A 24,172-nucleotide genomic window follows, 5' to 3' on the forward strand; every position below is an offset into this window, starting at 1 on the left:
GGCCGGTGGCGGGTTTACGCGCCGCCCCGAAACCCCGTCGCCAGCACGTAGCGCTCGGACGAGTCCTGCCGGCTCGCCGCCGGCTTGACGTGGCGCACCGTCGCAAAGTCGCGCTTGAGCTGGGCGAGCAGCTCGGCGTCGGCGCCGCTCTGGAACGTCTTGGCGAGGAACGTGCCGCCGGGCTTGAGCACGTCGCAGGCGAACGCCGCCGCGGTCTCGACCAGGCCGACGATGCGGAGCTGGTCGGTCTTGCGGTGACCGGTGGTGTTGGCGGCCATGTCGGACATCACGACATCGGCGCCGCCGCCCAGCATCGCTGTGAGCTTTTCCGGCGCGTCATTGTCCATGAAGTCGAGCTGCGCGAAATCGACGCCGGGAATCTCCGGCATCTCCAACAGATCGATCGCGACGACCTTGCCCTTGCCGTCGACGGAGCCGACGCGCTTGGCCGCGATCTGGCTCCAGCCGCCCGGCGCAGCACCGAGATCGACCACGGCCATGCCGGGCTTGAGCAGGCGAAACTTGTCGTCCATCTCCAAGAGCTTGAACGCCGCGCGAGAGCGATAGCCCGCCGCCTTGGCCTTGGCGACATAGGGATCGTTGAGCTGCCGCTCCAGCCACAGCTTCGACGACAGTTTGCGCTTGCCGCCGGTCTTGACCTGGACATGCAAGCGGCCGGTGGTGTCTTTCGCCATCTCACCAGCTCCTGAGCGCGCCGTCCTCGCGCATCATCTCGACCAGCATGCCTTCGCGCAGGCCCCGGTCGGCGACGCGCAGCCGCGGCAGCGGAAAGGCGCGGCGGATCGCATCGAGGATGGCACAGCCGGCGAGCACGAGATCGGCGCGCTCGACGCTGATGCAGCTGTTGCCGGCGCGCTCCTGGTAGCTCATGCCGAGCAGCTTGTTGATGGTCGCGGTGATGTCGGAATCGTTCATCCAGATGCTGTCGATGCGGCGGCGGTCATAGCGCGCGAGGTTGAGATGGATGCCGGCGAGCGTCGTCACCGTGCCGGAGGTTCCGAGCAGATGCATGTCCGAAAGCTCGCGGCCGTGCTCCTCGGCGAAGGGCGCAACGTGGTTGGCGACCTCCTGCTCCATGGCGGCATAGATCTCCGGCGTCACGTCGCGGCCGCCGAACTGCTCGGCGAGCGTGACGACGCCGAGCGGGATCGACATCCAGGCTTTGATGCGCGGCTGCGGATTTGCGGGGTCGCGCTCGATCCGCACCAACTCGGTCGAGCCGCCGCCGATGTCGAACAGGATCGCCCCCCTGCCCCTGGGATCGACCAGCGGCGAGCAGCCGAGCACGGCGAGCGCCGCCTCGGTCTCGCGGTCGATCACCTCGAGCTCGATGCCGGTCTCGGCGGCGACGCGGCTGCGAAAGCCTTCCGCATTCGAGGCCGCGCGGCAGGCTTCGGTCGCGATCAGCCGCAACCGCCGCGCTTTGCGCAAATTGATCTTGTCGCGGCAGATGCTGAGCGCGGCGATGGCGCGCTCGATCGCGGCTTCGCTGATGCAGCCTGTGGCCGAGACCCCCTCGCCTAGTCGGATGATGCGCGAGAAGGAATCGACCACGCGAAAGCCGTCCTGGGTCGGACACGCAATCAGGAGCCTGCAATTGTTGGTGCCGAGGTCCAGCGCCGCGTAGACGCCGGTTCCCGGCGCCTGTGCGGGGACGGCGGGCTCAGTGGCCAACGCCACCGCCGCCATCGACCCCTCCAGCTCACCGTGCAGCACATGGCCGTCGCGGAGCCGCGTGTGGTCATTCATACAAACGGTCTTTCCACGGCCGTTGGGGCCGATCCGGAATTGCTTTTTCGCCTGAAACATTAGCAGCGCGGCAGGTCTGCGCAACAACGCATCACATGGGACCATGCCCATTCGTGCGTTGTCGTGAACGGGGTGGTGGGTTATCTGAAAGAGGTCCGGTCCCCCGCTGCCGCGAAAATGCGCAAATACCGGCTTTTCAGGTCATTCCCATGCAAGAACACACCAAATCGTCCACGCTCGAAAACGCTATTGCACTGCAAAAATATGGCGTCGGGCAACCGGTCCGCCGCAAGGAGGACGACACGCTGGTGCGCGGCAAGGGCCGCTACACCGACGATTTCAACCTGCCCGGCCAGGCCTATGCCGTGATCGTCCGCTCGACCCATGCCCATGGCATCATCCGCGGCATCAACTTCGACGCCGCCCAGGCGATGCCGGGCGTGCAGGGAGTGTGGACCGGCAAAGACCTCGATGCCGCCGGCTACGGCCCCTTCACCTGCGGCCTGCCGCTGAAGAGCCGCGACGGTTCGCCCCTGCTCCAGACCAACCGCCAGCCGTTGGCGACCGACAAGGTCCGCTTCGTCGGCGATCCCGTCGCCTTCGTCGTCGCCGATACGTTGGCCCAGGCGCGCGATGCCGCTGAAGCGGTCGAGGTCGATATCGAGCCGCTGCCCGCGGTGACGGATCCCGAGGAAGCCGCCAGGCCCGGCGCTCCGCAGCTTTACGACCACATCCCGAACAACGTCGCGCTCGACTATCACTATGGCGACATGGACAAGGTGAACGCTGCCTTCGCCGACGCCGCCCATGTCACCAGGATCGACATCGAGAACACCCGCGTCGCCGTGGTGTCGATGGAGCCGCGCGTGGGCCTTGCCTCCTTTGACAAGAAGACCGAGCGCTACACGCTTCAGGTGCCGACGCAGGGCGTCGCGGGCAACCGTGCCAATCTCGCCAAGAACCTGAAAGTGCCGAACGACAAGGTGCGCATCCTCACCGCCAATGTCGGCGGCTCCTTCGGCATGAAGAACATCAACTATCCCGAATACATGTGCATCCTGTACGCGGCGAAGGCGCTGGGGCGGCCGGTGAAGTGGCTGGACGAGCGCTCCACCAGCTTCCTCTCCGACAGCCACGGCCGCGCACAGAAGATCCATGCTGAGCTCGCGCTCGATGCCGAGGGGCATTTCCTCGCGGCGAAGCTCTCGGGCTACGGCAATCTCGGCGCCTACATCACCGGCGTTGCGCCCGGCCCGCTCTCGCTCAACACCGGCAAGAACTTCTCCAGCGTCTATCGCACGCCGCTGATGGGCATCGACATCAAGACGGTGCTGACCAACACCACGCTGATGGGCGCCTATCGCGGCGCCGGCCGGCCCGAGGCGAATTACTACATGGAACGCCTGATCGACCGCGCCGCCGACGAGATGGGCATCAACCGCCTGACGCTGCGCAAGCGCAACTTCATCAAGCCGAACCAGATGCCGTTCCCGGCCTCCTCCGGCGTCACCTATGACAGCGGCGACTTCCAGGCCGTGTTCAACAAGGCGCTCGAGATCTCCGACCACGAGAATTTCGCCAGGCGCAAGAAGGAGAGCAGGAAGGCCGGCAAGCTGCGCGGCATCGCGGTCGGCTCCTATCTCGAGGTCACCGCGCCGCCGAGCCCCGAGCTCGGCAAGATCGTGTTCGATGCAGATGGCTCCGTGCAGCTGATCACCGGCACGCTCGATTACGGCCAGGGCCACGCGACGCCGTTCGCGCAGGTGCTGTGCGCGCAGCTAGGGGTACCCTTCGAGAGCGTCAAGCTGGTGCAGGGCGACAGCGACATCGTCCACACCGGCAACGGCACCGGTGGCTCGCGCTCGATCACCGCGAGCGGCATGGCGATCGTGGAAGCTTCCAAGCTCGTGATCGAGAAGGGCAAGCGCGCCGCCGCGCACATGCTGGAGGCGTCCGAGGCCGACATCGAGTTCGCCGACGGCAGCTTTACGATCGCCGGCACCGATCGCAGCATCGACATCATGGAGCTCGCCAAGCGCCTGCATGACGGCAAGGTACCGGAGGGCGTGCCCGACAGCCTCGACGTCGACCACACCAGCGAGCCGGTGCCCTCGGCCTTCCCGAACGGCTGCCATGTCGCCGAGGTCGAGATCGATCCGGATACCGGCGTGGTGCAGATCGTGCGCTACAGCGCGGTGAACGATTTCGGCACGGTGATCAACCCGATGCTGGTCGCAGGCCAGCTCCATGGCGGCGTCGTCCAGGGCATCGGCCAGGCGCTGATGGAGCACATCCGCTACGACGAGAGCGGCCAGCCGATCACGGGCTCGCTGATGGACTACGCCCTGCCCCGCGCCGAGGACGTTCCGAACATGACGGTCGGCGACCACCCGGTGCCGGCCACGACCAATCCGCTCGGCAGCAAGGGCTGCGGCGAAGCCGGCTGCGCCGGCAGCCTGTCGACGGTGGTGAACGCGGTGCTCGATGCGCTCTCCGACTACGGCATCAAGCACATCGACATGCCGCTGACGCCGGAGCGTGTGTGGCGCGCGATCCAGGAGGCGAAGGCAAAGGCGGCGTAGGGCCTGCGCTCCGTCGCCATCACAAACTCCGCCGTCATCGCCCGGCTTCACCGGGCGACGCGGCACTCCGCCTGACGGCGGAGTGTGTGGCGGCGCAGCCGCGGGCGCGCCTACCCCTTCTTCTTCACGTCCTTGACGTTGTTGAACTCGATGCCCTCGGCGCGTTCCCTGGTGTAGCCGAGATAGAACTCGTTCCTCGCCAGATACACGGGATCGCCGTCGACATCGTCGGCGATGCTGGAGGTGTTGGCTGCGATGAAGGTGTCGAGCTTCTTGCGGTCCTCCGAAGAGACCCAGCGCGCGAGCTGGAACTCGCTGACCTCGAACTCGACCGGCAGCGAATATTCCGCCTCCAGCCGCGCCTTCAGCACGTCGAGCTGGAGCGCGCCGACCACGCCGACCAGCGCAGGTGCGCCGTCGCGCGGGCGGAACACCTGCACCACGCCCTCTTCCGACATCTGCTGAAGTGCTTCCTTCAGCTTCTTCGCCTTCATCGCGTCGGTGAGACGTACGCGGCGGACGATTTCCGGCGCAAAGCTCGGCACGCCGACGAAGGTGAAATCCTCGCCTTCGGTCAGCGTATCGCCGATGCGCAGCGTGCCGTGATTGGGAATGCCGACGACGTCGCCGGCAAAGGCTTCATCCGCGACCGAACGGTCCTGCGCGAAGAAGAACTGGGGGCTCGACAGCGGCATGCTCTTGCCGGTGCGCACCAGCTTCGCCTTCATGCCGCGGCTGAGCTTTCCTGAGCACAGCCGCGCAAAGGCGATGCGGTCGCGGTGGTTCGGATCCATATTGGCCTGGATCTTGAACACGAAGGCGCTCATGCGCGGGTCGGTCGCCTCGACCTTGCGCTGATCGCTCTCCTGCGCGCGCGGCTCGGGCGCGAACTTGCCGAGGCCCTCCAGGAGGTCGCCGACGCCGAAATTGCGCAGCGCACTGCCGAAATAGACCGGCGTCAGATGGCCCTCGCGGAACGCTTCGAGCTCGAACGGCTTGGAGGCCTCGGTGACGAGCTCGAGCTCGTCCTTCACGGCGGACACGTCGAGATTGGCATTGAGCTTGGCGAGTTCCTCGATCTCGATCTGCTGCGCCGCGCCGGTCTTGGCGCCGCCGCCCTCGAGCAGGCGCACGCCGCCATTGACGACGTCGTAGGTGCCGAGGAAGTCGCGGCCGCGGCCGACCGGCCAGGTCATCGGCGTGGTGTCGAGCGCCAGCGTCTTCTCGATCTCGTCGAGCAGCTCGAAGACGTCGCGGCTCTCGCGGTCCATCTTGTTGATGAAGGTGATGATCGGGATGTCCCGAAGACGGCACACCTCGAAGAGCTTTCGGGTGCGCGCCTCGATGCCCTTGGCGGCGTCGATCACCATGACGGCGGAATCGACCGCCGTGAGCGTGCGGTAGGTGTCTTCCGAGAAGTCCTCGTGGCCCGGCGTGTCCAGGAGGTTGAAGACGAGCCCCTCGAACTCGAAGGTCATGACCGAGGTCACGACCGAGATGCCGCGCTCGCGCTCGATCTTCATCCAGTCCGAGCGCGTGTTGCGCCGCTCGCCCTTGGCCTTGACCTGGCCGGCCAGGTTGATGGCGCCGCCGAACAGCAGCAGTTTTTCGGTCAGCGTGGTCTTGCCGGCGTCGGGATGGGAGATGATCGCAAAGGTCCGCCGCCGCGCCACTTCGGCGGCAAGCGGGGAACGGGCCGGCGATTCGGCTGTGGTGGTGGCGATGTCGGACATGGCGGGAGCGTTTGGCAGGGAAAATGGGCCTGATCAAGCCTCATTTGGTGATTGCAGGGCCGTCCGGCCAGCCCCATATCGGCTTTGGGGAAGGACGGCCTTCCCGGTTCTCAGCACCTCAGCCGCGGGGACGACCCTGCCTTGAACGGAGGGTCGTCATGGCCTGGAGCATCCTGTTCGTCGCCGGACTTCTCGAGATCACGTGGGCGATCGGCCTGAAATACACCGAGGGCTTTACCAGGCTTGTTCCGTCCGTCGTCACGCTCGCGGCCATGGCCGGCAGCGTCATCCTGCTCGGACTCGCGCTCAAATCACTGCCGGTCGGAACCGCCTATGCGGTCTGGACCGGCATCGGCGCGGTCGGCACCGCGACACTGGGCATCTACCTGTTCGGCGAGCCGGCCACCGCGTTCCGCCTTGCCAGCATCGCCCTGATCGTCGCCGGCATTATCGGGCTGAAGCTCGTTACCTGACGAAGATCTGGACCGCCCACCAGGTCAGCGCTGCGACGATCCCCGCGGCCGGGATGGTGATCACCCAGGCATAGACGATCGAGCTTGCGACGTTCCAGCGCACGGCCGAGACCCGGCGGGCCGCGCCGACGCCGACGATGGCACCGGTGATGGTGTGGGTGGTCGAAACGGGAACGCCGAGGAAGGTCGCCATGAACAGGGTCGCAGCGCCGCCGGTCTCGGCGCAAAAGCCCTGCATCGGCGTCAATTTCGTGATCCGCAGGCCCATGGTGCGGACAATGCGCCAGCCGCCCATCAGCGTGCCCAGCGCCATTGCCGCCTGGCAGGACAGCACCACCCAGAACGGCACCGAGAATTCGCTGCCGAGATGGCCCTGCGAATAGAGCAGCACGGCGATGATGCCCATGGTCTTCTGCGCGTCATTGCCGCCATGACCGAGCGAATAGAGCGAGGCGGAGGCAAATTGCAGGATGCGGAAGGCGCGATCGACCGCAAACGGTGTCGAGCGCACCGACGCCCAGGACACGACCGCGACCAGCACCATCGCGAGCAGGAAACCGACCAGCGGCGACAGCACGATCGCCAGCACCGTCTTCGACAACCCGCTCCAGACCGCCGCAGAAATCCCGGCTTTGGCCACGCCGCCGCCGACGAGGCCACCGATCAGCGCATGCGACGACGAGGACGGGATGCCCAGCCCCCAGGTCACGAGGTTCCAGACGATCGCACCGATGAGGGCTGCGAAGATCACCTGGGCGTCGACGATCGAGGGATCGATGATGCCGGTGCCGATGGTCTCGGCGACGTGCAGGCCGAACACCCCGAAGGCAACGAAATTGAAGAACGCGGCCCAGAACACCGCGAATTGCGGCCGCAGCACGCGGGTCGAGACGATGGTCGCGATCGAGTTGGCGGCGTCGTGCAGGCCGTTCAGGAAGTCGAACAGCAGCGCGACGGCGATCAATCCGACCAGGACGGGGAGACCCAACGCAGCATCCACGAGGGCCTGCCCTAAACCTGCTCGATGACGATGCTGTTGATCTCGTTCGCGACGTCGTCGAAGCGGTCCGCCACCTTCTCGAGATGGTCGTAGATCTCGGCGCCGACGACGAAATCCATCGCATTGCCATCGCGATGCTTGAGGAACAGCTCCTTCAGGCCAATGTCGTGGAGATCGTCGACGCGGCCCTCGAGCTTGCCCAGCTCTTCCGTGATCGCGGTGAGCATGGCGACGTTCGGACCGATCGATTGCATCAGCGGCAGCGCGCGGCCGACCAGGTTGGCGCATTCGATCAGCAGCCCGCCGATCTCGCGCATCGGCGGCTCGAAGCTGCGGACCTCGAACAGCATCACGGCCTTTGCCGTCTGCTGCATCTGGTCGATGGCGTCGTCCATCGAGGTGATGAGGTTCTTGATGTCGCCGCGGTCGAACGGGGTGATGAAGGTACGGCGGACTGCCGTCAGCACCTCACGCGTGACGTTGTCGGCATCGTTCTCGAACTGGCTGACGCGCTGGCAATAGACCGGCGTCTCTTCGCCTCCATTGAGCATGCCCTGGAGCGCGATCGCGCCCTGGATCACGGTTTGGGCGTGGCGGTCGAACAGCTCGAAGAAGCGTTCTTCCCTGGGCAGGAAGGCGCGAAACCATCGCATCATGGAATAGGCTACCGGCAGGAAATGGCACGGTCCGAACGGACCGTCATAAAACTGTCATAGACCATTTTTGATCCGCGCGCGCCATCGCACACCCGCGGAGCCGGATCGTCCACCACTTTCGTGCGGCGACGGAACTTAAACTATATCAATGACTTATAGAGACCGCCGGAAGTAATGCGCGATTTCGCCGATAACGCCGCGGCGGAAGGTCAGCACGCAGACCACGAAGATCGAGCCCTGGATCACCGTCACCCACTGGCCGAAACCCGCCAGATATTGCTGCATGGCGATGATCGCGAACGCGCCGACCACCGGGCCGAAGATGGTGCCGAGACCGCCGACCAGCGTCATCAGCACGACTTCGCCCGACATCGTCCAGTGCACGTCGGTGAGCGAGGCGTTCTGCGCCACGAACACCTTCAGCGAACCGGCAAAGCCGGCCAGCGTGCCCGACAGGATGAAAGCCAGGAACTTGTACTGGTCGGTCCGGTAACCAAGCGAGATCGCGCGCTGCTCGTTCTCGCGGATCGACTTCAGCACCTCGCCGAACGGCGAGTTGATGATGCGGAAGATCAGCAGGAAGCCGCCGAGGAAGCCGGCCAGCACGACATAATAGAGCACGGTCGGCTTGGAGAGATCGAACACGCCGAACATGCGCCCTTGCGGGATGCCCTGGATACCGTCCTCGCCGTGGGTGAACGGCGCCTGGAGGTAGATGAAGTACAGGAGCTGCGACAGCGCCAGCGTGATCATCGAGAAATAGATGCCCTGACGGCGAATCGAGATGTAGCCGGTCACGATCGACAGGACGAACGCCGCGGCGACGCCGACGAGGATGCCGAGCTCGGGCGGTAGCGCCCACACTTTCAGCGCATGCGCGCTGCAATAGCCCGCCGTTCCCAGAAACATCGCGTGGCCGAACGACAACAGACCGCCATAGCCGACCAGCAGGTTGAAGGCGCAGGCGAGCAGCGCAAAACACAACGCCTGCATCACGAAGAACGGATAGACTCCCGTGAATGGCACCGAGGCCAGCAGCAGCGCCATCACTGCGAATACGATCATCTCGTCGCGCATCGCGCGCGGGGTTGTCGGCAGCGTGTCGTCCGTCAGGGTTGTCATAATCAGGCCGCCCTTCCCGTCAATCCCGTTGGCTTCACCAAGAGCACCAGCACCATCAGCACGAAGACGACGGTGTTGGAGGCCTCGGGGTAGAAATATTTGGTCAGGCCCTCAATCACGCCGAGCGCGAATCCGGTGATGATCGAACCCATGATCGATCCCATGCCGCCGATCACGACCACCGCGAACACGACGATGATGAGGTCGGCGCCCATCAGCGGCCGCACCTGGTTGATCGGCGCCGAGAGCACGCCGGCGAGCGCGGCAAGGCCGACGCCGAGACCGTAGGTCAGCGTGATCATGCGCGGCACGTTGATGCCGAAGGCGCGCACCAGCGTCGGATTCTCGGTCGCAGCGCGCAAGTACGCGCCGAGCCGCGTCTTCTCGATCAGGAACCAGGTGGCCAGACACACGATCAGCGAGAACACGACCACCCAGCCGCGGTAGATCGGCAGGAACATGAAGCCGAGATTCATGCCGCCCCTGAGCTGATCCGGAATGGCGTAAGGCAGGCCGGAGGAGCCGAAATAGTTCTGAAACACGCCCTGCACGATCAGCGCGATGCCGAAGGTGAGCAGCAGGCCGTAGAGGTGATCGAGCCCGGTCAGCCATTGCAGCATGGTCCGTTCCAGGATCATGCCGAAGATGCCGACGATGATCGGCGCCAGCAGCAGCGCCCACCAGTAATTGATGCCGCCGAGGTTCAACAGGAAATAGGCGACGAAGGCGCCCATCATGTAGAGCGCGCCATGGGCGAAATTGATGATGTTGAGCATGCCGAAGATCACGGCAAGCCCGAGACTGAGCAGCGCGTAGAACGAGCCGTTGATCAATCCCACAAGTAACTGTGCGTAGAGAGCCTGCATCGATCGATCTCGTACCCGGTCTCGTTATGCCATTTCACTCTGCCGCGCGCCCGCGGGCGCGGCCGATCTCACTTCTTCACCAGAGGACAGGCGCTTTCCGACAGCGGCCGGAAGGCCTGCTCGCCGGGAGTCGTGCCGATCAGCTTGTAATAGTCCCAGGGCCCCTTGGACTCCTCGGGCTTCTTCACCTCGAAGAGATAGGCCGGATGCAGCTTGCGGCCGTCGGCGCGGATCGTACCCTGGCCGAACAGCGCATCGTCCGTCGGCATCTCCTTCATCTTGGCGACGACCTTGGCGCCGTCATGCGGATTGCCGCCCATCGCCTCCAGCGCCTTGAAATAGTGCAGCAGCCCCGAATAGACGCCGGCCTGCACCATCGAGGGCATCGCCTTGTTCTTCATGCGCTCGGAGAAGCGCTTGGAGAACGCGCGCGTACCGTCGTTCATGTCCCAATAGAAGGTCTCGGTGAAGTTCAGGCCCTGCGCCACCTTCAGACCGAGCGCGTGCACGTCGGTGATGAAGAGAAGCAGGCCCGCAAGCTTCTGGCCACCCGAGACGATGCCGAACTCCGCGGCCTGCTTGATGGTGTTGGTGGTGTCGCCGCCGGCATTCGCCATGCCGATGATCTTGGCCTTGGAGGCCTGCGCCTGAAGCAGGAACGACGAGAAGTCGGCGGTATTCAGCGGATGTCTGACATTGCCGATCACCTTGCCGCCCGATTTCACCACGACCGCGGCAGTGTCGCGCTCGAGGGCGTGGCCAAAGGCGTAGTCCGCGGTCAGGAAATACCATGTGTCGCCGCCCGCCTTCACCAGCGCCTGCCCGGTGCTGTTGGCCAGCATGTAGGTATCGTAGACCCAATGAATGGTGTTCGGCGAGCACTGCGCGTTCGTGAGGTCGGACGTCGCCGCGCCCGTATTGATCATGATCGAGTTCTTCTCTTTCACGACGTTGTTGACCGCCAGCGCAACGCCGGAGTTCAGGACGTCCATGAAGATGTCGACCTTCTCGACGTCGATCCATTGTCGAGCAATCGTGGAGCCGATGTCGGGCTTGTTCTGATGGTCGGCCGAGATCAGGTCGAGCTTCCAGCCCTTCGCGGCAAGCCCGGAATCCTCGATAGCCATCTGGGCGGCGACGGTCGAGCCGGGGCCGCCGAGGTCGGCATAGAGTCCCGAATTGTCGGTCAGCACGCCGATCTTGATGTTCTTGTCCTGTGCGACCGCGCCGCCTGCCGCACCGAACGCCAGGGCCGTGCCGAGCAACATTGCCGAAATGCCGTGCTTCATGATCCGCTTCCCCAATATCCCTTTGATGATAGTAGCTCTTGATTGTCCGGCCTGCACAGCTACACGCCGAGATAGGTGTGGAGCTTGTCCATGTTGGCAGCAAGCTCCGCGTTGGAAAATCCGTCAATGATCTTGCCGTGCTCGACCACGTAATAGCGGTCGGCGACGGTCGAGGCGAACCGGAAGTTCTGCTCGACCAGGAGGATCGTGAAACCTTCCTTCTTCAGCCGCGCAATGGTGTGGCCGATCTGCTGGATGATGACCGGGGCGAGGCCTTCGGTCGGCTCGTCCAGCATCAGGAAGCTCGCACCGGTGCGCAGGATGCGCGCGATCGCGAGCATCTGCTGCTCGCCGCCTGACAGCTTGGTGCCCTGGCTGTTGAGCCGCTCCTTCAGGTTCGGAAACAGGTCGAAGATCTGCTCGAGCGGCAAGCCTCCTGCCCGCACCACCGGCGGCAGCAGCAAATTCTCCCGCACATCCAGGCTCGAGAAGATTCCGCGCTCCTCCGGGCAAAAGGCGATGCCCATGCGCGCGATCTTGTCGGAGGTTGCGCGGATGATGTCCTGGTTGTTGAACTTCACCGAGCCGGAACGCTTGCCGATGATGCCCATGATCGACTTCAGCGTGGTGGTCTTGCCGGCGCCGTTACGCCCGAGCAGGGTGACGACCTCGCCGGCATTCACGTCGAAGTTGATCCCGTGCAGGATGTGGGATTCGCCGTACCAGGCTTCCAGGTTGCGGACTTGAAGGATGTTGCCGCCGGTCGCAGCCTTTGCCGGAGCCTCGGCGATTGCAGTCTCAGGCATGACCGGCTCCCAGATAGGCTTCCTTGACGCGCTCGTCCTTGGTGAGCTCGGAGTAATGACCTTGCGCGAGCACCTGCCCGCGCGTCAGCACGGTGATGATGTCGGAGAGATTGGCCACGACGCTCAGGTTATGCTCGACCATCAGAATGGTATATTTCGCGGAGATACGCTTGATCAGCGCCGCGATCTTGTCGATGTCCTCGTGACCCATGCCGGCCATCGGCTCGTCCAGCAGCATCATCTCCGGGTCGAGCGCGAGCGTGGTTGCGATCTCCAGTGCGCGCTTGCGCCCGTAGGGCATCTCGACCGCAGGCGTATTGGCAAACTCGCTGAGGCCGACATCGTTCAACAGTTCGCGCGCGCGATCGTTGAAGTGGTTGAGCACGGACTTGGAGCGCCAGAAATCAAAGGAGCTGCCGTGCTGGCGCTGGAGCGCGACGCGAACGTTCTCCAGCGCGGTGAGATGCGGAAACACGGCCGAAATCTGGAAGGAGCGAACAAGCCCCATGCGGGCCACGTCGGCCGGCGCCATCGCAGTGATATCCTGTCCCTTGTACAGGATTTTCCCGGCGGACGGTTTCAGGAACTTGGTCAAAAGATTGAAGCATGTGGTCTTGCCGGCCCCGTTCGGGCCGATCAACGCATGAATGCTCCCACGGCGAACCTTGAGCGCAACGTCGCGGACGGCGAAGAAGCCCGCGAACTCCTTGGTCAAGCCTTCCGTTTCGAGAATGAACTCATCGGCCAAACAGATTTCCCCCTGCCCGCACGACGCGCTGGCCGCGCGTGGCTGTCCTTGTTTACTTCGGCTTTCCAGAGGCCTTGGAGCCCATCCGGAACGCCGCCTCCGGGCGCGGAATATGCCGGAGGTGACGGGGGTTAGGCAAGGCGGAAAGCTGAGCAGATCAGGCGTCCGACTGGGATACAAATGCTCCCTTAGTCGGAGATGTTTCGACATCGCGCCTGCCCGGCCTCCCGGTTCGCAAGACACCGGTCATCAAGCCGTCGTTAACGGTCTTTCGTCCCGCGCGCCAGCCTTCATAGAAAATTTTCCCGCAAGCCGCATCATGTGCGGGATTTTGATCTGCCGGGAATATTGTTTTGGATTTCGCAAGCGCCGCGCCCTCCGTCGTCAAGTCGATCAGGCAGCGTGATCTCCTGAACACGTGGCTGCGACTTTATGCGCGCCAGCAAGTGGCGCCGGCGATCTGGGAGTACCAGCCTGCGCGGCTCGAGGAAGAGCTGTCGGATCTCATCTACTACACGGCGGACAATTCGACGCCGACACCGCAGCTGACCATCCAGAGCGAAGGCACGCGCATCTCGCGCGCCTATGGACACACCGGCAAGGGCATCCTGCTGCACGACTATGTCGGACCGCGGCTCGCGCCCTTCGTGATGCCCATCTATCATGAATGCGTCGCGCGCGGGCTTCCGGTATACAGCGTTGCCGACGTCGATGACATCTACGGTCGCATCGTCGCCTATGAACGGCTGCTGCTGCCGTTCCTGACCGACGACAAGGTCAGCCACATCATCGCCTCGGTGAAGACCTTCTGCGAAGACGGAGGTTTCGAGATCAAGGATCTGATGCGCGGAAATGACGCGCCGCCGCGTCCCCGGCTGCGCGCCGTGATCGACCGCGACCTCTTTCATCGCGCGCCGGGCCGCATCGCGGCGGCCGATGTGATCGAACTCGCCGACCAGTCCGGCCCGAGCGTCACGACCGAGACCATCGAGCTGAACTAGAGCTTCGGTTCTGATTGGATCAGAACCGAAGCTCTAGAGTCTTATTTTGACGCGTTTCCTTCACGCGAACCGGTATCCACTTCGCTCGAAAACGCTCTAGCGGACCTTGGCTTCAGCTTTTCTTGGACCCGACTTCCTTGGCATAGATCTCCGGCTTGAAGCCGACCAGCAGCTTGCCGCCAATTTCCAGCACCGGACGCTTGATCATCGATGGTTGCGCTAGCAACAGCGCCAGCGCCTTCTTTTCGCTCAAGCCTTCCTTGTCGGCATCAGGCAGCTTCTTGAACGTCGTACCGGCGCGATTGAGCAGCGTCTCCCAGCCGACCTTGTCGCTCCACTGCTTGAGCTTGTCCTTCTCGACGCCCGCCGTCTTGTAGTCATGAAATTCATACGCGACGCCATGGGTGTCGAGCCAGGCGCGCGCCTTCTTCATGGTGTCGCAGTTCTTGATGCCGTAGATGATGTTGGCCAAGGCGTTCCTCGCGCATGCGTCGTATCGTGATACCCGTGGCGTTGTACGAAACTCCGGTTCGCGCGACAATATCGGCAGCGACACCAACTCCCCGAGTGAACATCTCATGCACGTCACCCACGATCCCGCCGCGGCCGCCTCGCCGACCATCGACTTCAATGCCTTCCTCGCCGTCGACATCCGCGTCGGCACCATCGTCGATGCAAAACCGTTTCCCGAGGCGCGCAAGCCGGCCTTTCGGCTGTGGATCGACTTCGGTCCCGCGATCGGTGTGCGCAAGAGCTCGGCGCAGATCACCGAGAATCATCCGATCGAGACGCTGGTGGGGCAACAGGTCGCGGCCGTCGTCAATTTCCCGCCGCGCCAGATCGGGCCGGTCGTCTCGGAAGTGTTGACGCTCGGCTTCCCCGATGCCGAGGGTAAGGTCGTGCTGGTGCAGCCGAGCAAGCCAGTGCCGAACGGCGGACGTCTGTTCTAGCGGCAGGCGATCAGAAGGCCGCCCCATCACCATCACCGCGCGGTGGTTTAATCCTCCGGCCTCCCGGCTCCGGGCTGGCGGGACTTGACCAAAAGCCTCTTTTGCAATAAAACTGACTGACTGGTCGTTTTTTTTAATTGATCGGCTTCCATTGCTGTTCCCCTAGCAAGACTCTAAAACGATCGATTGGTCAGTTATTTACGGACGTCCCCGCATGCCCAAGATCAGCGACAAGCAGCGCGAAAGCCGGCGGCAGCAGATCCTCGAGGCCGCCCTCGCCTGCTTCGCCGAGAACGGTTTTCACCAGACCGGCATGGCCGACATCGTGAAGCGATCCGGGCTGAGCCACGGCGCGGTCTATCTCTACTTCCAGAGCAAGGATGACCTGATCGAGGCGCTCGCCGACGACCGGCATCGCCGCGAGGCCGTGCTCAACTCGGTCGCGCAGGGATCGGGCGATCCGATCGAAGGGCTGCACGCGCTGGTCCGCGTCTACGCGCAATGGCTCACCGATCCCACGGGCGAAGCCCGGCGCCGCGTCGGCATCCATGGCTGGGCCGAAGCCCTGCGCAACCGCCGCGTCCGCGCCAGCGTCGTCGAAGGCATCGACATGCCGCGTGCCCTGATCGTGGCGCTGGTCGAACGCGCCCAGCATGACGGCCTCATCAAGCGCGACCTTGGCGCCGACGCGATCGCGCGCGTGCTGATCGCAATCTTCCAGGGCTTTGTGCTGCAAAAATGCTGGGGTGAGGATTTTGACGTCGAAGCCTGCATGGCGGCCGTGGCGGGCGTGATCGAAGGATTTCGCACGACCAAGCCCGACATCAAGCGACGAACCAGGACGTAAGCGATGAATTGGGTCCACGACCTCCTCGCCGGCGCCGGCGTCGGTCTCGTCGGCGGACTGACATCGGGCTTCATGGGGACGAGCCCGGGTGGCGGCCTCGTCATCTTCACCGTGCTGCTGCTCGGCGCCGAGCAGCACGTCGCCCAGGGCACGTCGCTGATCACACAGGTCCCGCCAACCGGACTCGCCGGCGTGCGCCGCTACTGGCAGGGCGGCAATCGCAGCCCCTTGTCGTGGATCGTCTGGATCGGCATCGGATTTCTCATCGGCGGCGCGGGCGGCGGCTACGCCGCGGCGGCGGTCCCCGATTCGGTTTTGCAATGGACTTATGTCGTCTATCTCGTCGCGCTGATCGCTCTGCTGCTCCTGCGCCGTGATCGCAAGGAGGAGAGCAACGAAGCCTGCGGCCGCGACGATCGGCCCTGGCCGCCCCTGCTCCTCATCGGCATGCTTGCCGGATTTTCCTCCGGCTTCATGGGCATCGGCGGCGGGCTCGCGATCACCGTCGGCCTCGCCGCGGGCCTGCGCGTGCCGCAGCATCAGGCACACCTCGTCAGCCTCATCTTCTCAGTGATCCCGACCAACATTCCGGCGGCCTGGATCTACTGGAGCAAGGGACTCATGGTCGGCTGGCCGGCCATCGTGGGCATTGTCGCCGGTCTCTGGATCGGCACCGATCTCGGCGCGCGCATGGCCAATCGCGTCAGCAAATCGGTGCTGCGCCGGGCCATGATCGCCCTCGTCTCGCTGATGGCGCTCTACATGAGCTACAAGGCGCTGACCTAGTTTTCAGGGTCGCTTCGGAATGTTCAGCCCGCGCTGCACGGCCGGACGCGCCAGCCCGCGCTCGAGCCAGGCACCGACCGACTTGAACCGGCTGAACGCGACGAGATCGCCGGCGCCATAGAAACCGACGAGATTGCGCACCCAGCCGAGCATGGAAATGTCGGCGATGGTGTAGTCGTCATCCATGAACCATTGCCGGCCAGTGAGATGCGTCTCCATCACGCCGAGCAGGCGCTTGGACTCGTCCACGTAGCGTTCGAGCGGACGCTTGTCCTCGTAATCCTTGCCGGCGAATTTGTGGAAGAAGCCGACCTGGCCGAACATCGGCCCTATGCCGCCCATCTGGAAATGCACCCATTGGATGGTCCGGTAGCGGCGCGCCGCGTCCTCCGGCAGCAGCTTGCCGGTCTTCTCCGCGAGATATTGCAGGATCGCTCCGGATTCGAACAGCGGCAGCGGCCTGCTGCCCGGGCCGTTGGGATCGAGGATCGCCGGGATCTTGCCGTTCGGATTGAGCGAAAGAAATTCCGGGCTCTTCTGATCGTCCTTGCCGAAATCGACGAGGTGGACCTCGTAAGGCAATCCGATCTCCTCCAGCATGATCGAGACCTTGACGCCGTTCGGCGTCGGCAGGGAATAGAGCTGAAGCAGTTCGGGATGTTTCGCCGGCCAACGTTTGGTGATGAGAAAGGCGGACAGATCTGACATCGGGACCTTTGGTGCGTGGACTGAGGCGCACCTAATCTAAGCGAGGCACGCAACGGCGCAAGTCACGATCCGTGCGGGCAAGACCTGCGCCTATCGCGCGAGTGTCGCCATCGCTACGATCGGCGTCATTGCCTCATGTTGCAGCCGGTACTCGATGAAGCGTTGGCCCGAGATCATCAGCACGGCGGTAAAGGCGATCGCAAGCATCGCGGTCGCCAATTGGCACACGTCGTACATATGGTTTGTCCCTCAGCATCCGTTGCGTCAACGTCGGCTCAAACGTCATGTTCCGTGCCGGCGAAAAAAGATTGCTACTTTTTCCCGCATTCTACGACGAGGCCATCCCACTGTTCCCTTCCACAGGGACCATTGGCCCTTCTGCGCGTTGTCGCGGGATGAACATTGAGAAGCGCGCCCTGCTCGATCACGCTGAACGCTGTCGCCAGGTCGCCGGCGATCTCGCACATGGCGAAGCCGCGCGGCGATTGAGGTCGATGGCCGAGGCATACGAGCAGAGAGCAGCGAGACTGGACGGCGATGACGTCCGCCTGAAGCAATGCCATCACCGTCGCGTCCAGATGGAAGACGGAAGCGATCGCGAGGGATGACAGGCTTCAGTAGTTGATCTCCATTCTCAGCCCCCGCGGATCGGTCTTCCCGTCACCGACGGATTGCTTGCTGTCGCGCGCCGCGACCGCGCAGGCGCAGGCATCGATGAGATCGTCGCGGCCGATGCCGGTGCCGTGGCGCTGCGTCAGCCATGTCTCGATCTTGGTGAAACCCCGGTCTTTCAGCAGGGCAACACGCTGCACGCGGCCGCGCGGCGACGTCTTCGATTCAAGCCGGACCCGACCTGCGAGATTCCAGAAGATCAATTCCGGATGGGCCTCGCCGATCGTCGCTTGCCGCACCGGCGTCATGATCGCGTCGACCTCCTCGAGCTTGTCCCTGATATTCCAGAGCTGCGCCGACACGCCCCTGCCCTTGCCTTCGCGCTCCCAGTAATAGCGATTGGCCGCTGCCATGTCCGGGAACGTCCAGAGGTCGCGGCGCGCGCCGAGAAACACGGCGGGGCCGATCATGCCGCGCGCACGCAGATCGCAGGTGCGGTAGCCGCTCGGCTCCAGCCCGATCGGCATGTCGATCATCGCGCGCGCATGGGGCATCGCGAGCAGACGCGTCAGGCCAGGCGAATAGTCGAAGCCGTGATCGCCGCGATCGTCGATCCAGGCTGCGACCCAGCCGAAGCGAAATCCGTCGAGGCCGAGATAGTTTGGCAAGCTATCGATCCCGATGTCTGCAAGGCATCTAGGTCTCCCCCGCACCTCGACTGCGCTCGAACAGACGCTGCGCCAGCAGCGCATGGCCGAGCGTGCCGCCGGCGCGCACGGCTGCCGCGATCAGCGCGGCTTCCGCGACCTCCTCGCGCGTGACGCCGGCCTTCGCCGCCTGCGCCGTATGCACGTCGAGGCAATAGGCACACTGCGTGGTGAGCGCGACCGCGAGCGAGATCAGCTCGCGATATTTTGGCGGGATCAATCCATCCTGGCGTTCGACGGCATGATTGAAGGCCAGGAAGGCATTGGCCTCGACCGGCGCCAGCGCCACGAAGGCCGGGATCGACTTCAGATCGTCAGGGCTTTGATAATCGGTCATGTCTCATCTCGTCAGATATTCGCGCATCAGGGCGCGGGCGCGATGCAGGCGGGCCTTCACGGCCTGCCGGGATGCGCCGAGCGCGGCGGCGATGTCGTCGATCGTCATTTCCTTGACGTCGCGCATCAGGGCGACATCGCGATAGTGCGACGGCAGCGCCTCGAAGGCTGCGGCCACGTCGAGCCGCAGATCGGCCTCCGGCCGCGCGAGCAGTGCGGCCTCCATCGCACCGTCGTCGATCGCCGGCGCAAGGCCCGCCTTGCGGGCAAGCCGCAGGCATTCGCGGCGGACCACGGCGAACAGCCACGCGGAAAACGCCAGCAGCGAGCGGACCGTGCCGACATGACGAAACAGGATCCACAGCGCTTCCTGCGTTGCGTCCTCGGCATCCGCCGAGCTGCGGCAGGTCGCACGTGCATAGCGGCGGATGTCCGGCTGCGCCGTCTCCAGTAGCCGCGCGATCGCCTGGGGGTCGCCGAGCCGCGCCGCCTCGAACAGGTTTGACGAGATCGCAGCCGCGCTCACGACGCCCCTCCCTTGCCGATGCCGGCCATCGCGCACATCGGGCAATAACCGACAAGGCCGGTCAGCGCGAAGCCGGCGCCGCCGAACGCAACCAGCCACGCCGTAGCGCCGGCGAGATAGATGAAAGCCGCGACCGCTGCCGCGAGGCCTAACGCAATCCGCACAGCCTGATGCAGGCCGCCGATGTTCTTCCTGTAAAATGCCATCGCATCCTCCGAGATGACCCGAGGCTGATTGCCCCGACCATCAAGAGGAGGCGACGGCCAAAAAGGATTCGCGGCGGCGTGCAATTTTTTCGGGATCAGCCTCCGACCGCCTGATAGGCGAGGCGCTTGAACTCGAAGAAGAAGGGATTCCAGAAGCCCATATGGCGCTGGGCCATCAGCACGCCGGCGGTGTTGGCCTCCGGGCAGATCCACCAATGGGTGCCGGCAAGGCCGCCCCACTGGAATTCGCCGGTCGAGTTCGGGGGATCGAAGGGCATGGGCGCGAAGGTGACGGCGCCGCCGAGGCCAAAACCCTTGCCCGGGATTGGGCCGAGATTGGCGAAGCGGATGGTCTGGCCTGCCGGCAGCTGGTTCGTCATCATCCGCCGCAGCGTCTCCGGCTTCAGCAGCGCGTCCGAGCCGGGCAGCAGCGCGCGCACCAGCGCGAGCATGTCGGACAAGGTCGAGACCAGTCCGCCGCCGCCCGACAGCCGCGGCAGCGGCCGCCGATAGGCCTGCGGATAAGGCAGATGATCGGCCCGCGTCAGGCCCGGCTTCATCGGATCGAGCACGTCGGCGCCAGTGTAGAGCGCGACCAGCCTGCCCTGCTGCGCTTCCGGAACGTGGAAGCCGGTATCTGTCATGCCGAGCGGATCGAAGATGCGCGCCTTGAGGAAGGCATCGAGCGGCTTGCCCGAGACGACCTCGACGACGCGGCCGAGCACGTCGGTGGCGACCGAATATTCCCAAGCCTCGCCGGGATGATAGGACAGCGGCAGACCGGCGAGCTGGTCGATCATGTCGGACAGCGGCGTCAGCGGATTGAGCACGCGCGCTTCGTTATAGGCTTTGAACAGCACCGTGCCGGGATCGAAGATGCCGTAGCTCAGCCCGGAGGTGTGGGTCAGGAGCTGGCGAATCGTGATCGGGCTTCTTGCCGGCTCGACATCGGCAAGGCTCGAAGCGCCCTGCTTCAGCACCTTGCGATTGCCAAGCTGCGGCAGGAATTTCTCGACGGCGTCATCGAGGCCGATGCGGCCTTCCTCGACCAGCAGCATGATCGCGCAGGTGACGACGATCTTGGTATTGGAGAAGGCGCGGAAGATATGGTCGGGGGCAAGTGCGGTGCCAGCCTCGCGGTCGGCGAAGCCGACGCATTGCTGGTCAACGACGTCGCGGCCCCGCAGCACGGCCCAGGATGCGCCCGGAATGATCTCCTGATCGACATAGCGCTGCATCGCCGTCCGCACGGCGGAAAATTCTGGTGTCCTGGCGTCCATGTGCTTCCCCCAACTATGGTTGGAAACGATATAGCGCGAATTTGGCGGATATGAAGCCCGCGGCGCGGCTCATTCCTGCTTCATCAGCGCGGTGACGTGCAGGCGGCGTCGAATCCACATCCCCTGCCGCTGGTACAGCGCAATGGCCGATGAATTGCTGGAGAACACGTGCAGGAACGGAATTTCGCCGCGCGCCTCGATCTGGCGTGCGACGGCCGCGAGCAGCGCCTGCGCGTAGCCGCGGCCCCGATATTCGGGATGGACGCACACGGCGGTCATCTCGGTGAAATTGCCCGGCTTCATCCGTTCGCCGGTCATCGCCACCAGTTCGCCGCCGGCGCGGATGCCGAGAAACGTGCCGAGCTCATGCGTGCGCAGCGCAAATGGACCGGGCTTGGTCAGCGCGGTCAGCGCCATCATCGCGGGAACGTCGGCGGCACCGAGCGTGACGATCTCGGCATCGCGAAGCGGACTGTCGGCGGGCGAGCCGATCATCTGCTCGCCGGTCTCGGCGAGCACGACCTTGAAGCCGGCGGGGACGTCGACGGGCTCCAGTGTGAACAGCGCGGCGACCTCTGAACCTGACAGCAGATCACCGAGCGCGGCAAAGCTTGCTGCGGACATGTCGACCATGTCGGCAAACGGAGTCATGTCCACGGGATAGCGCAGCGCGCGCGGGCCGCCTTCGGCCAGATGCTTCTGGCTCGTCGTCAGAGCGCTCCAGATCGGGCGATCCAGCAGCGTCACATCGCTGTCGGACACCGGCCTAGTCCTTCTCGAAGCTGACGATGACGGCGGCATTGGCAATGAGGATGGGGTCGTTGGCCACTTCCGTGGCCGAAGGAATCTCAAGCCCGCCCTTGACAGCATTGACTGTCACCGTGCCGTACGGAAGCTCCTTGGCAACCGCTTCCTTGTCGACCGCTTCGGGGTTGGGCACCGCGATCGTGACGTCGACGAACATGTCGTTCGCGGTCTTGCCGATCATCCGGAAGAAGCCGAGGCTCGAATGCCTGATGGCATCCGACACCGCCCGCTTCGCCGCTTTGGTGGCGTCCCTGCCGTGGACGTCGACGCCCATGCCCATCTCGGTGACACAACGAACGCGGGTCATTTCATATTCCTGTGGTTGGTTTCATGATTGTGAGTGTCGGCGATCAGAGATCGCGAGACAAGTGCGGTCGTCACAATGGGCCGAGGTCTTAGCCACAAACTCCGTCATTGCGAGCCACCGGGACCGCGCGATGCGCGGCCCGATGACAGGCTCCGCGAAGCAATCCAGGGTCTTTCCGCGGAGGCAGTCTGCATTGCTTCGTCGCTGCGCTCCTCGCAATGACGAGTGTGGCGGGAACATCGAACGATCACGCCTTCGACTTCTCGTGTGCCCGCAATTCGTCGACCAGCACGCGCACATTCTCCGAATAGTCGATCGGGATCGAGACCAGGTGCACGCCGCCTTCCCTGAACGCCGCATCGAGCGTCGGTCCAAAGCTGTCGATGCTCTCGATGCGGTGTCCCTTCGCGCCGTAGGCTCTCGCATACATCGCAAAATCGGGGTTGCCGAAGGTCATGCCATAGTCGGCGAAATGATCGACGGCCTGCTTCCAGCGGATCATGCCGTAGGCGTTGTCCTCCAGCACCAGCACGACCAGATTGAGCTTGAGGCGGACGGCGGTCTCCATCTCCTGGCTGTTCATCATGAAGCCGCCATCGCCGGCGACCGCGAGCACGCGGCGGTCCGGATGGAGCATCGCGGCCATCATCGCCGATGGCAAACCGGCGCCCATCGTCGCCAGCGCATTGTCGAGCAGCAGCGTGTTGGCGACACGGGTGCGGTAGTTGCGCGCGAACCAGATCTTGTACATGCCGTTGTCGAGCGCGACGATGCCGTTCTCCGGGATCACCTGCCGGATGTCGTGCACGATCCGCTGCGGGGTCGGCGGCCAGCGCGCTTCGGTGGCGCGGTCGGCGATGCGCTTGAGGATCTCTTCGCGCAGCGGCAGCAAGGCCGCGGCCTGCGGCAGCTTGCCTTCGAGGCGGTCGGCGAGCAGCTCCAGGCTCGGGCCGACATCGCCGACCAATTCGGCGTCGGGAAAATACACCTGCTCGACGCTCGCCGGCGTGTAGCTCACATGAATGACCTTCGGTCCCGACGGGCCCATGATGAAGGGCGGCTTCTCGATCGGGTCATGTCCGATCGCGATGATCAGGTCGGCAGCGTCGATCGCGTCATGGACGTAGTCGCGCTCCGACAGCGCGGCGGTGCCCATATAGAGATTGGTGCCACCGGGCACGGTGCCCTTCCCCATCTGCGTCGTGAAGAACGGAATGCCGGTCCGCCGCACGAAGCTGACGATGCCGTGGGTCGAGCGCGGCCGGCTGGTCGCAGCGCCCAGCATGATCAGCGGGCGCTTTGCGGCCAAAATCATCCCCGCCGTACGATCGAGCGCGGCGCGATGGGCAACCGGGATCTCGATCGGATGGACCGGGATCGCGGGGACGGCGGGCACCTCATCGCCGGCGATATCTTCGGGCAGTTCGAGATGCACCGGTCCCGGCCGCTCCTCCATCGCCACGCGAAAGGCATCGCGCACCACGGTCGGAATGCTGGAGGCGCTGACGATCTGCCGCGACAGCTTCGTCAACGGCTTCATGGTCGCGACCACATCCACGATCTGAAAGCGCGCCTGCCGGCTGCTCATGATCGGCTTCTGGCCGGTGATCAGAATCATCGGCATCGCGCCGAGATGCGCATAGGCAGCGCCGGTGGACAGGTTGAGGGCGCCGGGTCCGAGGGTCGACAGGCAAACGCCGGGCTTGCCGGTCAGCCGGCCGTGCGTCGCGGCCATGAACGCGGCGGCCTGCTCGTGGCGGGTCAGCACCAGCTCGATCCTGGAGGTGCGCAGCGATTCGACGAGATCGAGATTCTCTTCCCCGGGGATGCCGAAGATGCGATCGACGCCTTCGTTCTCCAGCGCCGCGACGAACAGGTCCGATCCTTTGACTTTGCGTTCCTGCCCGCTCATGGTGCCTCCGCTTGCTGCTGGCTCCCGCGTTGCGGGAACGGGGCGCATGGTAGCGGTCCGCGGCACGGACACAACTCACAAAGAGGCGCACAGCCGCATCAGCAAAAAAGCGTCGGCGTCACTTATGCAGCTTGCATCTTAT

General features: G+C 64.3%; 27 protein-coding genes. 6 read left to right on the top strand and 21 right to left on the bottom strand.

Annotated elements, in window-relative coordinates:
- Positions 1 to 14: 14 nt before the first annotated feature.
- Together GPL20_RS29190 and GPL20_RS29195 are read right to left on the bottom strand one after the other, a co-directional pair.
- Positions 15 to 695, bottom strand: a complete 681-nt coding sequence (locus GPL20_RS29190; RefSeq protein ID WP_157334158.1) for an RlmE family RNA methyltransferase — start codon at positions 693 to 695, stop codon at positions 15 to 17.
- Between the two features lies 1 nt (position 696).
- Positions 697 to 1,770, bottom strand: coding sequence for a Ppx/GppA phosphatase family protein (locus GPL20_RS29195; RefSeq protein ID WP_157334160.1), 1,074 nt, complete (start codon positions 1,768 to 1,770; stop codon positions 697 to 699).
- Positions 1,771 to 1,979: 209 nt separating this feature from the next.
- Here GPL20_RS29195 and GPL20_RS29200 point away from each other — a divergent pair, with 209 nt between their 5' ends.
- Positions 1,980 to 4,352 (top strand): xanthine dehydrogenase family protein molybdopterin-binding subunit, encoded by a 2,373-nt coding sequence (locus GPL20_RS29200; RefSeq protein WP_157334170.1) that lies wholly within the window; start codon positions 1,980 to 1,982, stop codon positions 4,350 to 4,352.
- A 110-nt stretch (positions 4,353 to 4,462) separates the two neighbouring features.
- On the opposite strand, the gene GPL20_RS29205 is transcribed toward GPL20_RS29200, so the two are convergent.
- The gene (locus GPL20_RS29205) at positions 4,463 to 6,085 is read right to left on the bottom strand and encodes a peptide chain release factor 3 (RefSeq protein WP_157334172.1); all 1,623 of its coding nucleotides are present in this window, start codon (positions 6,083 to 6,085) and stop codon (positions 4,463 to 4,465) included.
- A gap of 158 nt (positions 6,086 to 6,243) precedes the next feature.
- On the opposite strand from GPL20_RS29205, the gene sugE reads away from it, so the two are divergent.
- Complete coding sequence (sugE, locus tag GPL20_RS29210; RefSeq protein WP_157334174.1) at positions 6,244 to 6,558, top strand: quaternary ammonium compound efflux SMR transporter SugE; 315 nt, start codon at positions 6,244 to 6,246, stop codon at positions 6,556 to 6,558.
- On the opposite strand, the gene GPL20_RS29215 is transcribed toward sugE, so the two are convergent.
- The 7 genes from GPL20_RS29215 to GPL20_RS29245 all read right to left on the bottom strand — a co-directional run bounded on the left by GPL20_RS29215 (position 6,551) and on the right by GPL20_RS29245 (position 13,045).
- A complete protein-coding gene (locus GPL20_RS29215; RefSeq protein ID WP_254125696.1) occupies positions 6,551 to 7,558 on the bottom strand; it encodes an inorganic phosphate transporter in 1,008 nt (335 codons plus the stop codon). The two genes, sugE and GPL20_RS29215, sit on opposite strands and share 8 nt — an antisense overlap.
- 11 nt (positions 7,559 to 7,569) lie before the next feature.
- Complete coding sequence (locus GPL20_RS29220) at positions 7,570 to 8,214, bottom strand: DUF47 domain-containing protein (protein WP_157334178.1); 645 nt, start codon at positions 8,212 to 8,214, stop codon at positions 7,570 to 7,572.
- A gap of 153 nt (positions 8,215 to 8,367) precedes the next feature.
- On the bottom strand, positions 8,368 to 9,336 hold the full coding sequence (locus tag GPL20_RS29225) for a branched-chain amino acid ABC transporter permease (protein WP_157334180.1): 969 nt from the start codon (positions 9,334 to 9,336) through the stop codon (positions 8,368 to 8,370).
- Positions 9,337 to 9,338: 2 nt separating this feature from the next.
- The gene (locus GPL20_RS29230) at positions 9,339 to 10,202 is read right to left on the bottom strand and encodes a branched-chain amino acid ABC transporter permease (RefSeq protein WP_157334182.1); all 864 of its coding nucleotides are present in this window, start codon (positions 10,200 to 10,202) and stop codon (positions 9,339 to 9,341) included.
- A 68-nt stretch (positions 10,203 to 10,270) separates the two neighbouring features.
- The gene (locus GPL20_RS29235) at positions 10,271 to 11,491 is read right to left on the bottom strand and encodes an ABC transporter substrate-binding protein (RefSeq protein ID WP_157334184.1); all 1,221 of its coding nucleotides are present in this window, start codon (positions 11,489 to 11,491) and stop codon (positions 10,271 to 10,273) included.
- 59 nt (positions 11,492 to 11,550) lie between these two features.
- Positions 11,551 to 12,297: an ABC transporter ATP-binding protein gene (locus tag GPL20_RS29240; protein WP_157334186.1), complete on the bottom strand. Its 747-nt coding sequence runs from the start codon at positions 12,295 to 12,297 to the stop codon at positions 11,551 to 11,553.
- Positions 12,290 to 13,045, bottom strand: coding sequence for an ABC transporter ATP-binding protein (locus tag GPL20_RS29245; protein WP_157334188.1), 756 nt, complete (start codon positions 13,043 to 13,045; stop codon positions 12,290 to 12,292). The genes GPL20_RS29240 and GPL20_RS29245 overlap by 8 nt, the downstream gene beginning before the upstream one ends.
- A 353-nt stretch (positions 13,046 to 13,398) precedes the next feature.
- On the opposite strand from GPL20_RS29245, the gene GPL20_RS29250 reads away from it, so the two are divergent.
- A complete protein-coding gene (locus tag GPL20_RS29250) occupies positions 13,399 to 14,046 on the top strand; it encodes a PAS domain-containing protein (RefSeq protein WP_157334190.1) in 648 nt (215 codons plus the stop codon).
- 112 nt (positions 14,047 to 14,158) lie between these two features.
- Here the strand turns inward: GPL20_RS29250 and GPL20_RS29255 are convergent, their stop codons facing one another.
- On the bottom strand, positions 14,159 to 14,518 hold the full coding sequence (locus tag GPL20_RS29255) for an ArsC family reductase (RefSeq protein WP_157334192.1): 360 nt from the start codon (positions 14,516 to 14,518) through the stop codon (positions 14,159 to 14,161).
- Positions 14,519 to 14,624: 106 nt separating this feature from the next.
- Between GPL20_RS29255 and GPL20_RS29260 the strand changes: the two genes are divergently transcribed.
- From GPL20_RS29260 to GPL20_RS29270, 3 genes are all read left to right on the top strand, one after another.
- The gene (locus GPL20_RS29260) at positions 14,625 to 14,996 is read left to right on the top strand and encodes a tRNA-binding protein (RefSeq protein WP_157334231.1); all 372 of its coding nucleotides are present in this window, start codon (positions 14,625 to 14,627) and stop codon (positions 14,994 to 14,996) included.
- Positions 14,997 to 15,210: 214 nt separating this feature from the next.
- Positions 15,211 to 15,843, top strand: coding sequence for a TetR/AcrR family transcriptional regulator (locus GPL20_RS29265; protein ID WP_157334193.1), 633 nt, complete (start codon positions 15,211 to 15,213; stop codon positions 15,841 to 15,843).
- Positions 15,844 to 15,846: 3 nt separating this feature from the next.
- Complete coding sequence (locus GPL20_RS29270; protein ID WP_157334195.1) at positions 15,847 to 16,629, top strand: sulfite exporter TauE/SafE family protein; 783 nt, start codon at positions 15,847 to 15,849, stop codon at positions 16,627 to 16,629.
- Between the two features lie 3 nt (positions 16,630 to 16,632).
- Here the strand turns inward: GPL20_RS29270 and GPL20_RS29275 are convergent, their stop codons facing one another.
- The 10 genes from GPL20_RS29275 to GPL20_RS29315 form a co-directional block, all read right to left on the bottom strand.
- Positions 16,633 to 17,337, bottom strand: a complete 705-nt coding sequence (locus GPL20_RS29275) for a glutathione S-transferase family protein (protein WP_157334197.1) — start codon at positions 17,335 to 17,337, stop codon at positions 16,633 to 16,635.
- 90 nt (positions 17,338 to 17,427) lie between these two features.
- Positions 17,428 to 17,574, bottom strand: a complete 147-nt coding sequence (locus GPL20_RS39030; RefSeq protein WP_167533272.1) for a hypothetical protein — start codon at positions 17,572 to 17,574, stop codon at positions 17,428 to 17,430.
- A gap of 377 nt (positions 17,575 to 17,951) precedes the next feature.
- Entirely contained in the window at positions 17,952 to 18,617 is a 666-nt protein-coding gene (locus tag GPL20_RS29280) for a DUF429 domain-containing protein (RefSeq protein ID WP_157334199.1), read from the bottom strand.
- Positions 18,618 to 18,645: 28 nt separating this feature from the next.
- Positions 18,646 to 18,993, bottom strand: a complete 348-nt coding sequence (locus GPL20_RS29285; RefSeq protein WP_157334201.1) for a carboxymuconolactone decarboxylase family protein — start codon at positions 18,991 to 18,993, stop codon at positions 18,646 to 18,648.
- A 3-nt stretch (positions 18,994 to 18,996) separates the two neighbouring features.
- Positions 18,997 to 19,518 (bottom strand): RNA polymerase sigma factor, encoded by a 522-nt coding sequence (locus GPL20_RS29290; protein WP_254125694.1) that lies wholly within the window; start codon positions 19,516 to 19,518, stop codon positions 18,997 to 18,999.
- Positions 19,515 to 19,724, bottom strand: a complete 210-nt coding sequence (locus tag GPL20_RS29295; RefSeq protein WP_157334205.1) for a YgaP family membrane protein — start codon at positions 19,722 to 19,724, stop codon at positions 19,515 to 19,517. The genes GPL20_RS29290 and GPL20_RS29295 overlap by 4 nt, the downstream gene beginning before the upstream one ends.
- A 95-nt stretch (positions 19,725 to 19,819) precedes the next feature.
- The gene (locus tag GPL20_RS29300) at positions 19,820 to 21,004 is read right to left on the bottom strand and encodes a serine hydrolase domain-containing protein (RefSeq protein WP_157334207.1); all 1,185 of its coding nucleotides are present in this window, start codon (positions 21,002 to 21,004) and stop codon (positions 19,820 to 19,822) included.
- Between the two features lie 69 nt (positions 21,005 to 21,073).
- Positions 21,074 to 21,766: a GNAT family N-acetyltransferase gene (locus GPL20_RS29305; protein WP_254125692.1), complete on the bottom strand. Its 693-nt coding sequence runs from the start codon at positions 21,764 to 21,766 to the stop codon at positions 21,074 to 21,076.
- 4 nt (positions 21,767 to 21,770) lie between these two features.
- Positions 21,771 to 22,118: a Lin0512 family protein gene (locus tag GPL20_RS29310; protein ID WP_157334211.1), complete on the bottom strand. Its 348-nt coding sequence runs from the start codon at positions 22,116 to 22,118 to the stop codon at positions 21,771 to 21,773.
- A 247-nt stretch (positions 22,119 to 22,365) separates the two neighbouring features.
- Complete coding sequence (locus GPL20_RS29315) at positions 22,366 to 24,030, bottom strand: acetolactate synthase large subunit (RefSeq protein WP_157334213.1); 1,665 nt, start codon at positions 24,028 to 24,030, stop codon at positions 22,366 to 22,368.
- Positions 24,031 to 24,172: the final 142 nt, after the last annotated feature.

Source organism: Bradyrhizobium cajani, assembly GCF_009759665.1.
GTDB lineage: Bacteria > Pseudomonadota > Alphaproteobacteria > Rhizobiales > Xanthobacteraceae > Bradyrhizobium > Bradyrhizobium cajani.

Excerpts from the sequence above, each read along its gene's own strand:
- GPL20_RS29190 (WP_157334158.1), bottom strand. The coding sequence starts at position 695 with ATGGCGAAAGACACCACCGGCCGCTTGCATGTCCAGGTCAAGACCGGC.
- GPL20_RS29195 (WP_157334160.1), bottom strand. The coding sequence starts at position 1,770 with ATGAATGACCACACGCGGCTCCGCGACGGCCATGTGCTGCACGGTGAG.
- GPL20_RS29200 (WP_157334170.1), top strand. The coding sequence starts at position 1,980 with ATGCAAGAACACACCAAATCGTCCACGCTCGAAAACGCTATTGCACTG.
- GPL20_RS29205 (WP_157334172.1), bottom strand. The coding sequence starts at position 6,085 with ATGTCCGACATCGCCACCACCACAGCCGAATCGCCGGCCCGTTCCCCG.
- sugE (WP_157334174.1), top strand. The coding sequence starts at position 6,244 with ATGGCCTGGAGCATCCTGTTCGTCGCCGGACTTCTCGAGATCACGTGG.
- GPL20_RS29220 (WP_157334178.1), bottom strand. The coding sequence starts at position 8,214 with ATGATGCGATGGTTTCGCGCCTTCCTGCCCAGGGAAGAACGCTTCTTC.
- GPL20_RS29225 (WP_157334180.1), bottom strand. The coding sequence starts at position 9,336 with ATGACAACCCTGACGGACGACACGCTGCCGACAACCCCGCGCGCGATG.
- GPL20_RS29230 (WP_157334182.1), bottom strand. The coding sequence starts at position 10,202 with ATGCAGGCTCTCTACGCACAGTTACTTGTGGGATTGATCAACGGCTCG.
- GPL20_RS29235 (WP_157334184.1), bottom strand. The coding sequence starts at position 11,491 with ATGAAGCACGGCATTTCGGCAATGTTGCTCGGCACGGCCCTGGCGTTC.
- GPL20_RS29240 (WP_157334186.1), bottom strand. The coding sequence starts at position 12,297 with ATGCCTGAGACTGCAATCGCCGAGGCTCCGGCAAAGGCTGCGACCGGC.
- GPL20_RS29260 (WP_157334231.1), top strand. The coding sequence starts at position 14,625 with ATGCACGTCACCCACGATCCCGCCGCGGCCGCCTCGCCGACCATCGAC.
- GPL20_RS29265 (WP_157334193.1), top strand. The coding sequence starts at position 15,211 with ATGCCCAAGATCAGCGACAAGCAGCGCGAAAGCCGGCGGCAGCAGATC.
- GPL20_RS29270 (WP_157334195.1), top strand. The coding sequence starts at position 15,847 with ATGAATTGGGTCCACGACCTCCTCGCCGGCGCCGGCGTCGGTCTCGTC.
- GPL20_RS29275 (WP_157334197.1), bottom strand. The coding sequence starts at position 17,337 with ATGTCAGATCTGTCCGCCTTTCTCATCACCAAACGTTGGCCGGCGAAA.
- GPL20_RS39030 (WP_167533272.1), bottom strand. The coding sequence starts at position 17,574 with ATGTACGACGTGTGCCAATTGGCGACCGCGATGCTTGCGATCGCCTTT.
- GPL20_RS29285 (WP_157334201.1), bottom strand. The coding sequence starts at position 18,993 with ATGACCGATTATCAAAGCCCTGACGATCTGAAGTCGATCCCGGCCTTC.
- GPL20_RS29295 (WP_157334205.1), bottom strand. The coding sequence starts at position 19,724 with ATGGCATTTTACAGGAAGAACATCGGCGGCCTGCATCAGGCTGTGCGG.
- GPL20_RS29300 (WP_157334207.1), bottom strand. The coding sequence starts at position 21,004 with ATGGACGCCAGGACACCAGAATTTTCCGCCGTGCGGACGGCGATGCAG.
- GPL20_RS29310 (WP_157334211.1), bottom strand. The coding sequence starts at position 22,118 with ATGACCCGCGTTCGTTGTGTCACCGAGATGGGCATGGGCGTCGACGTC.
- GPL20_RS29315 (WP_157334213.1), bottom strand. The coding sequence starts at position 24,030 with ATGAGCGGGCAGGAACGCAAAGTCAAAGGATCGGACCTGTTCGTCGCG.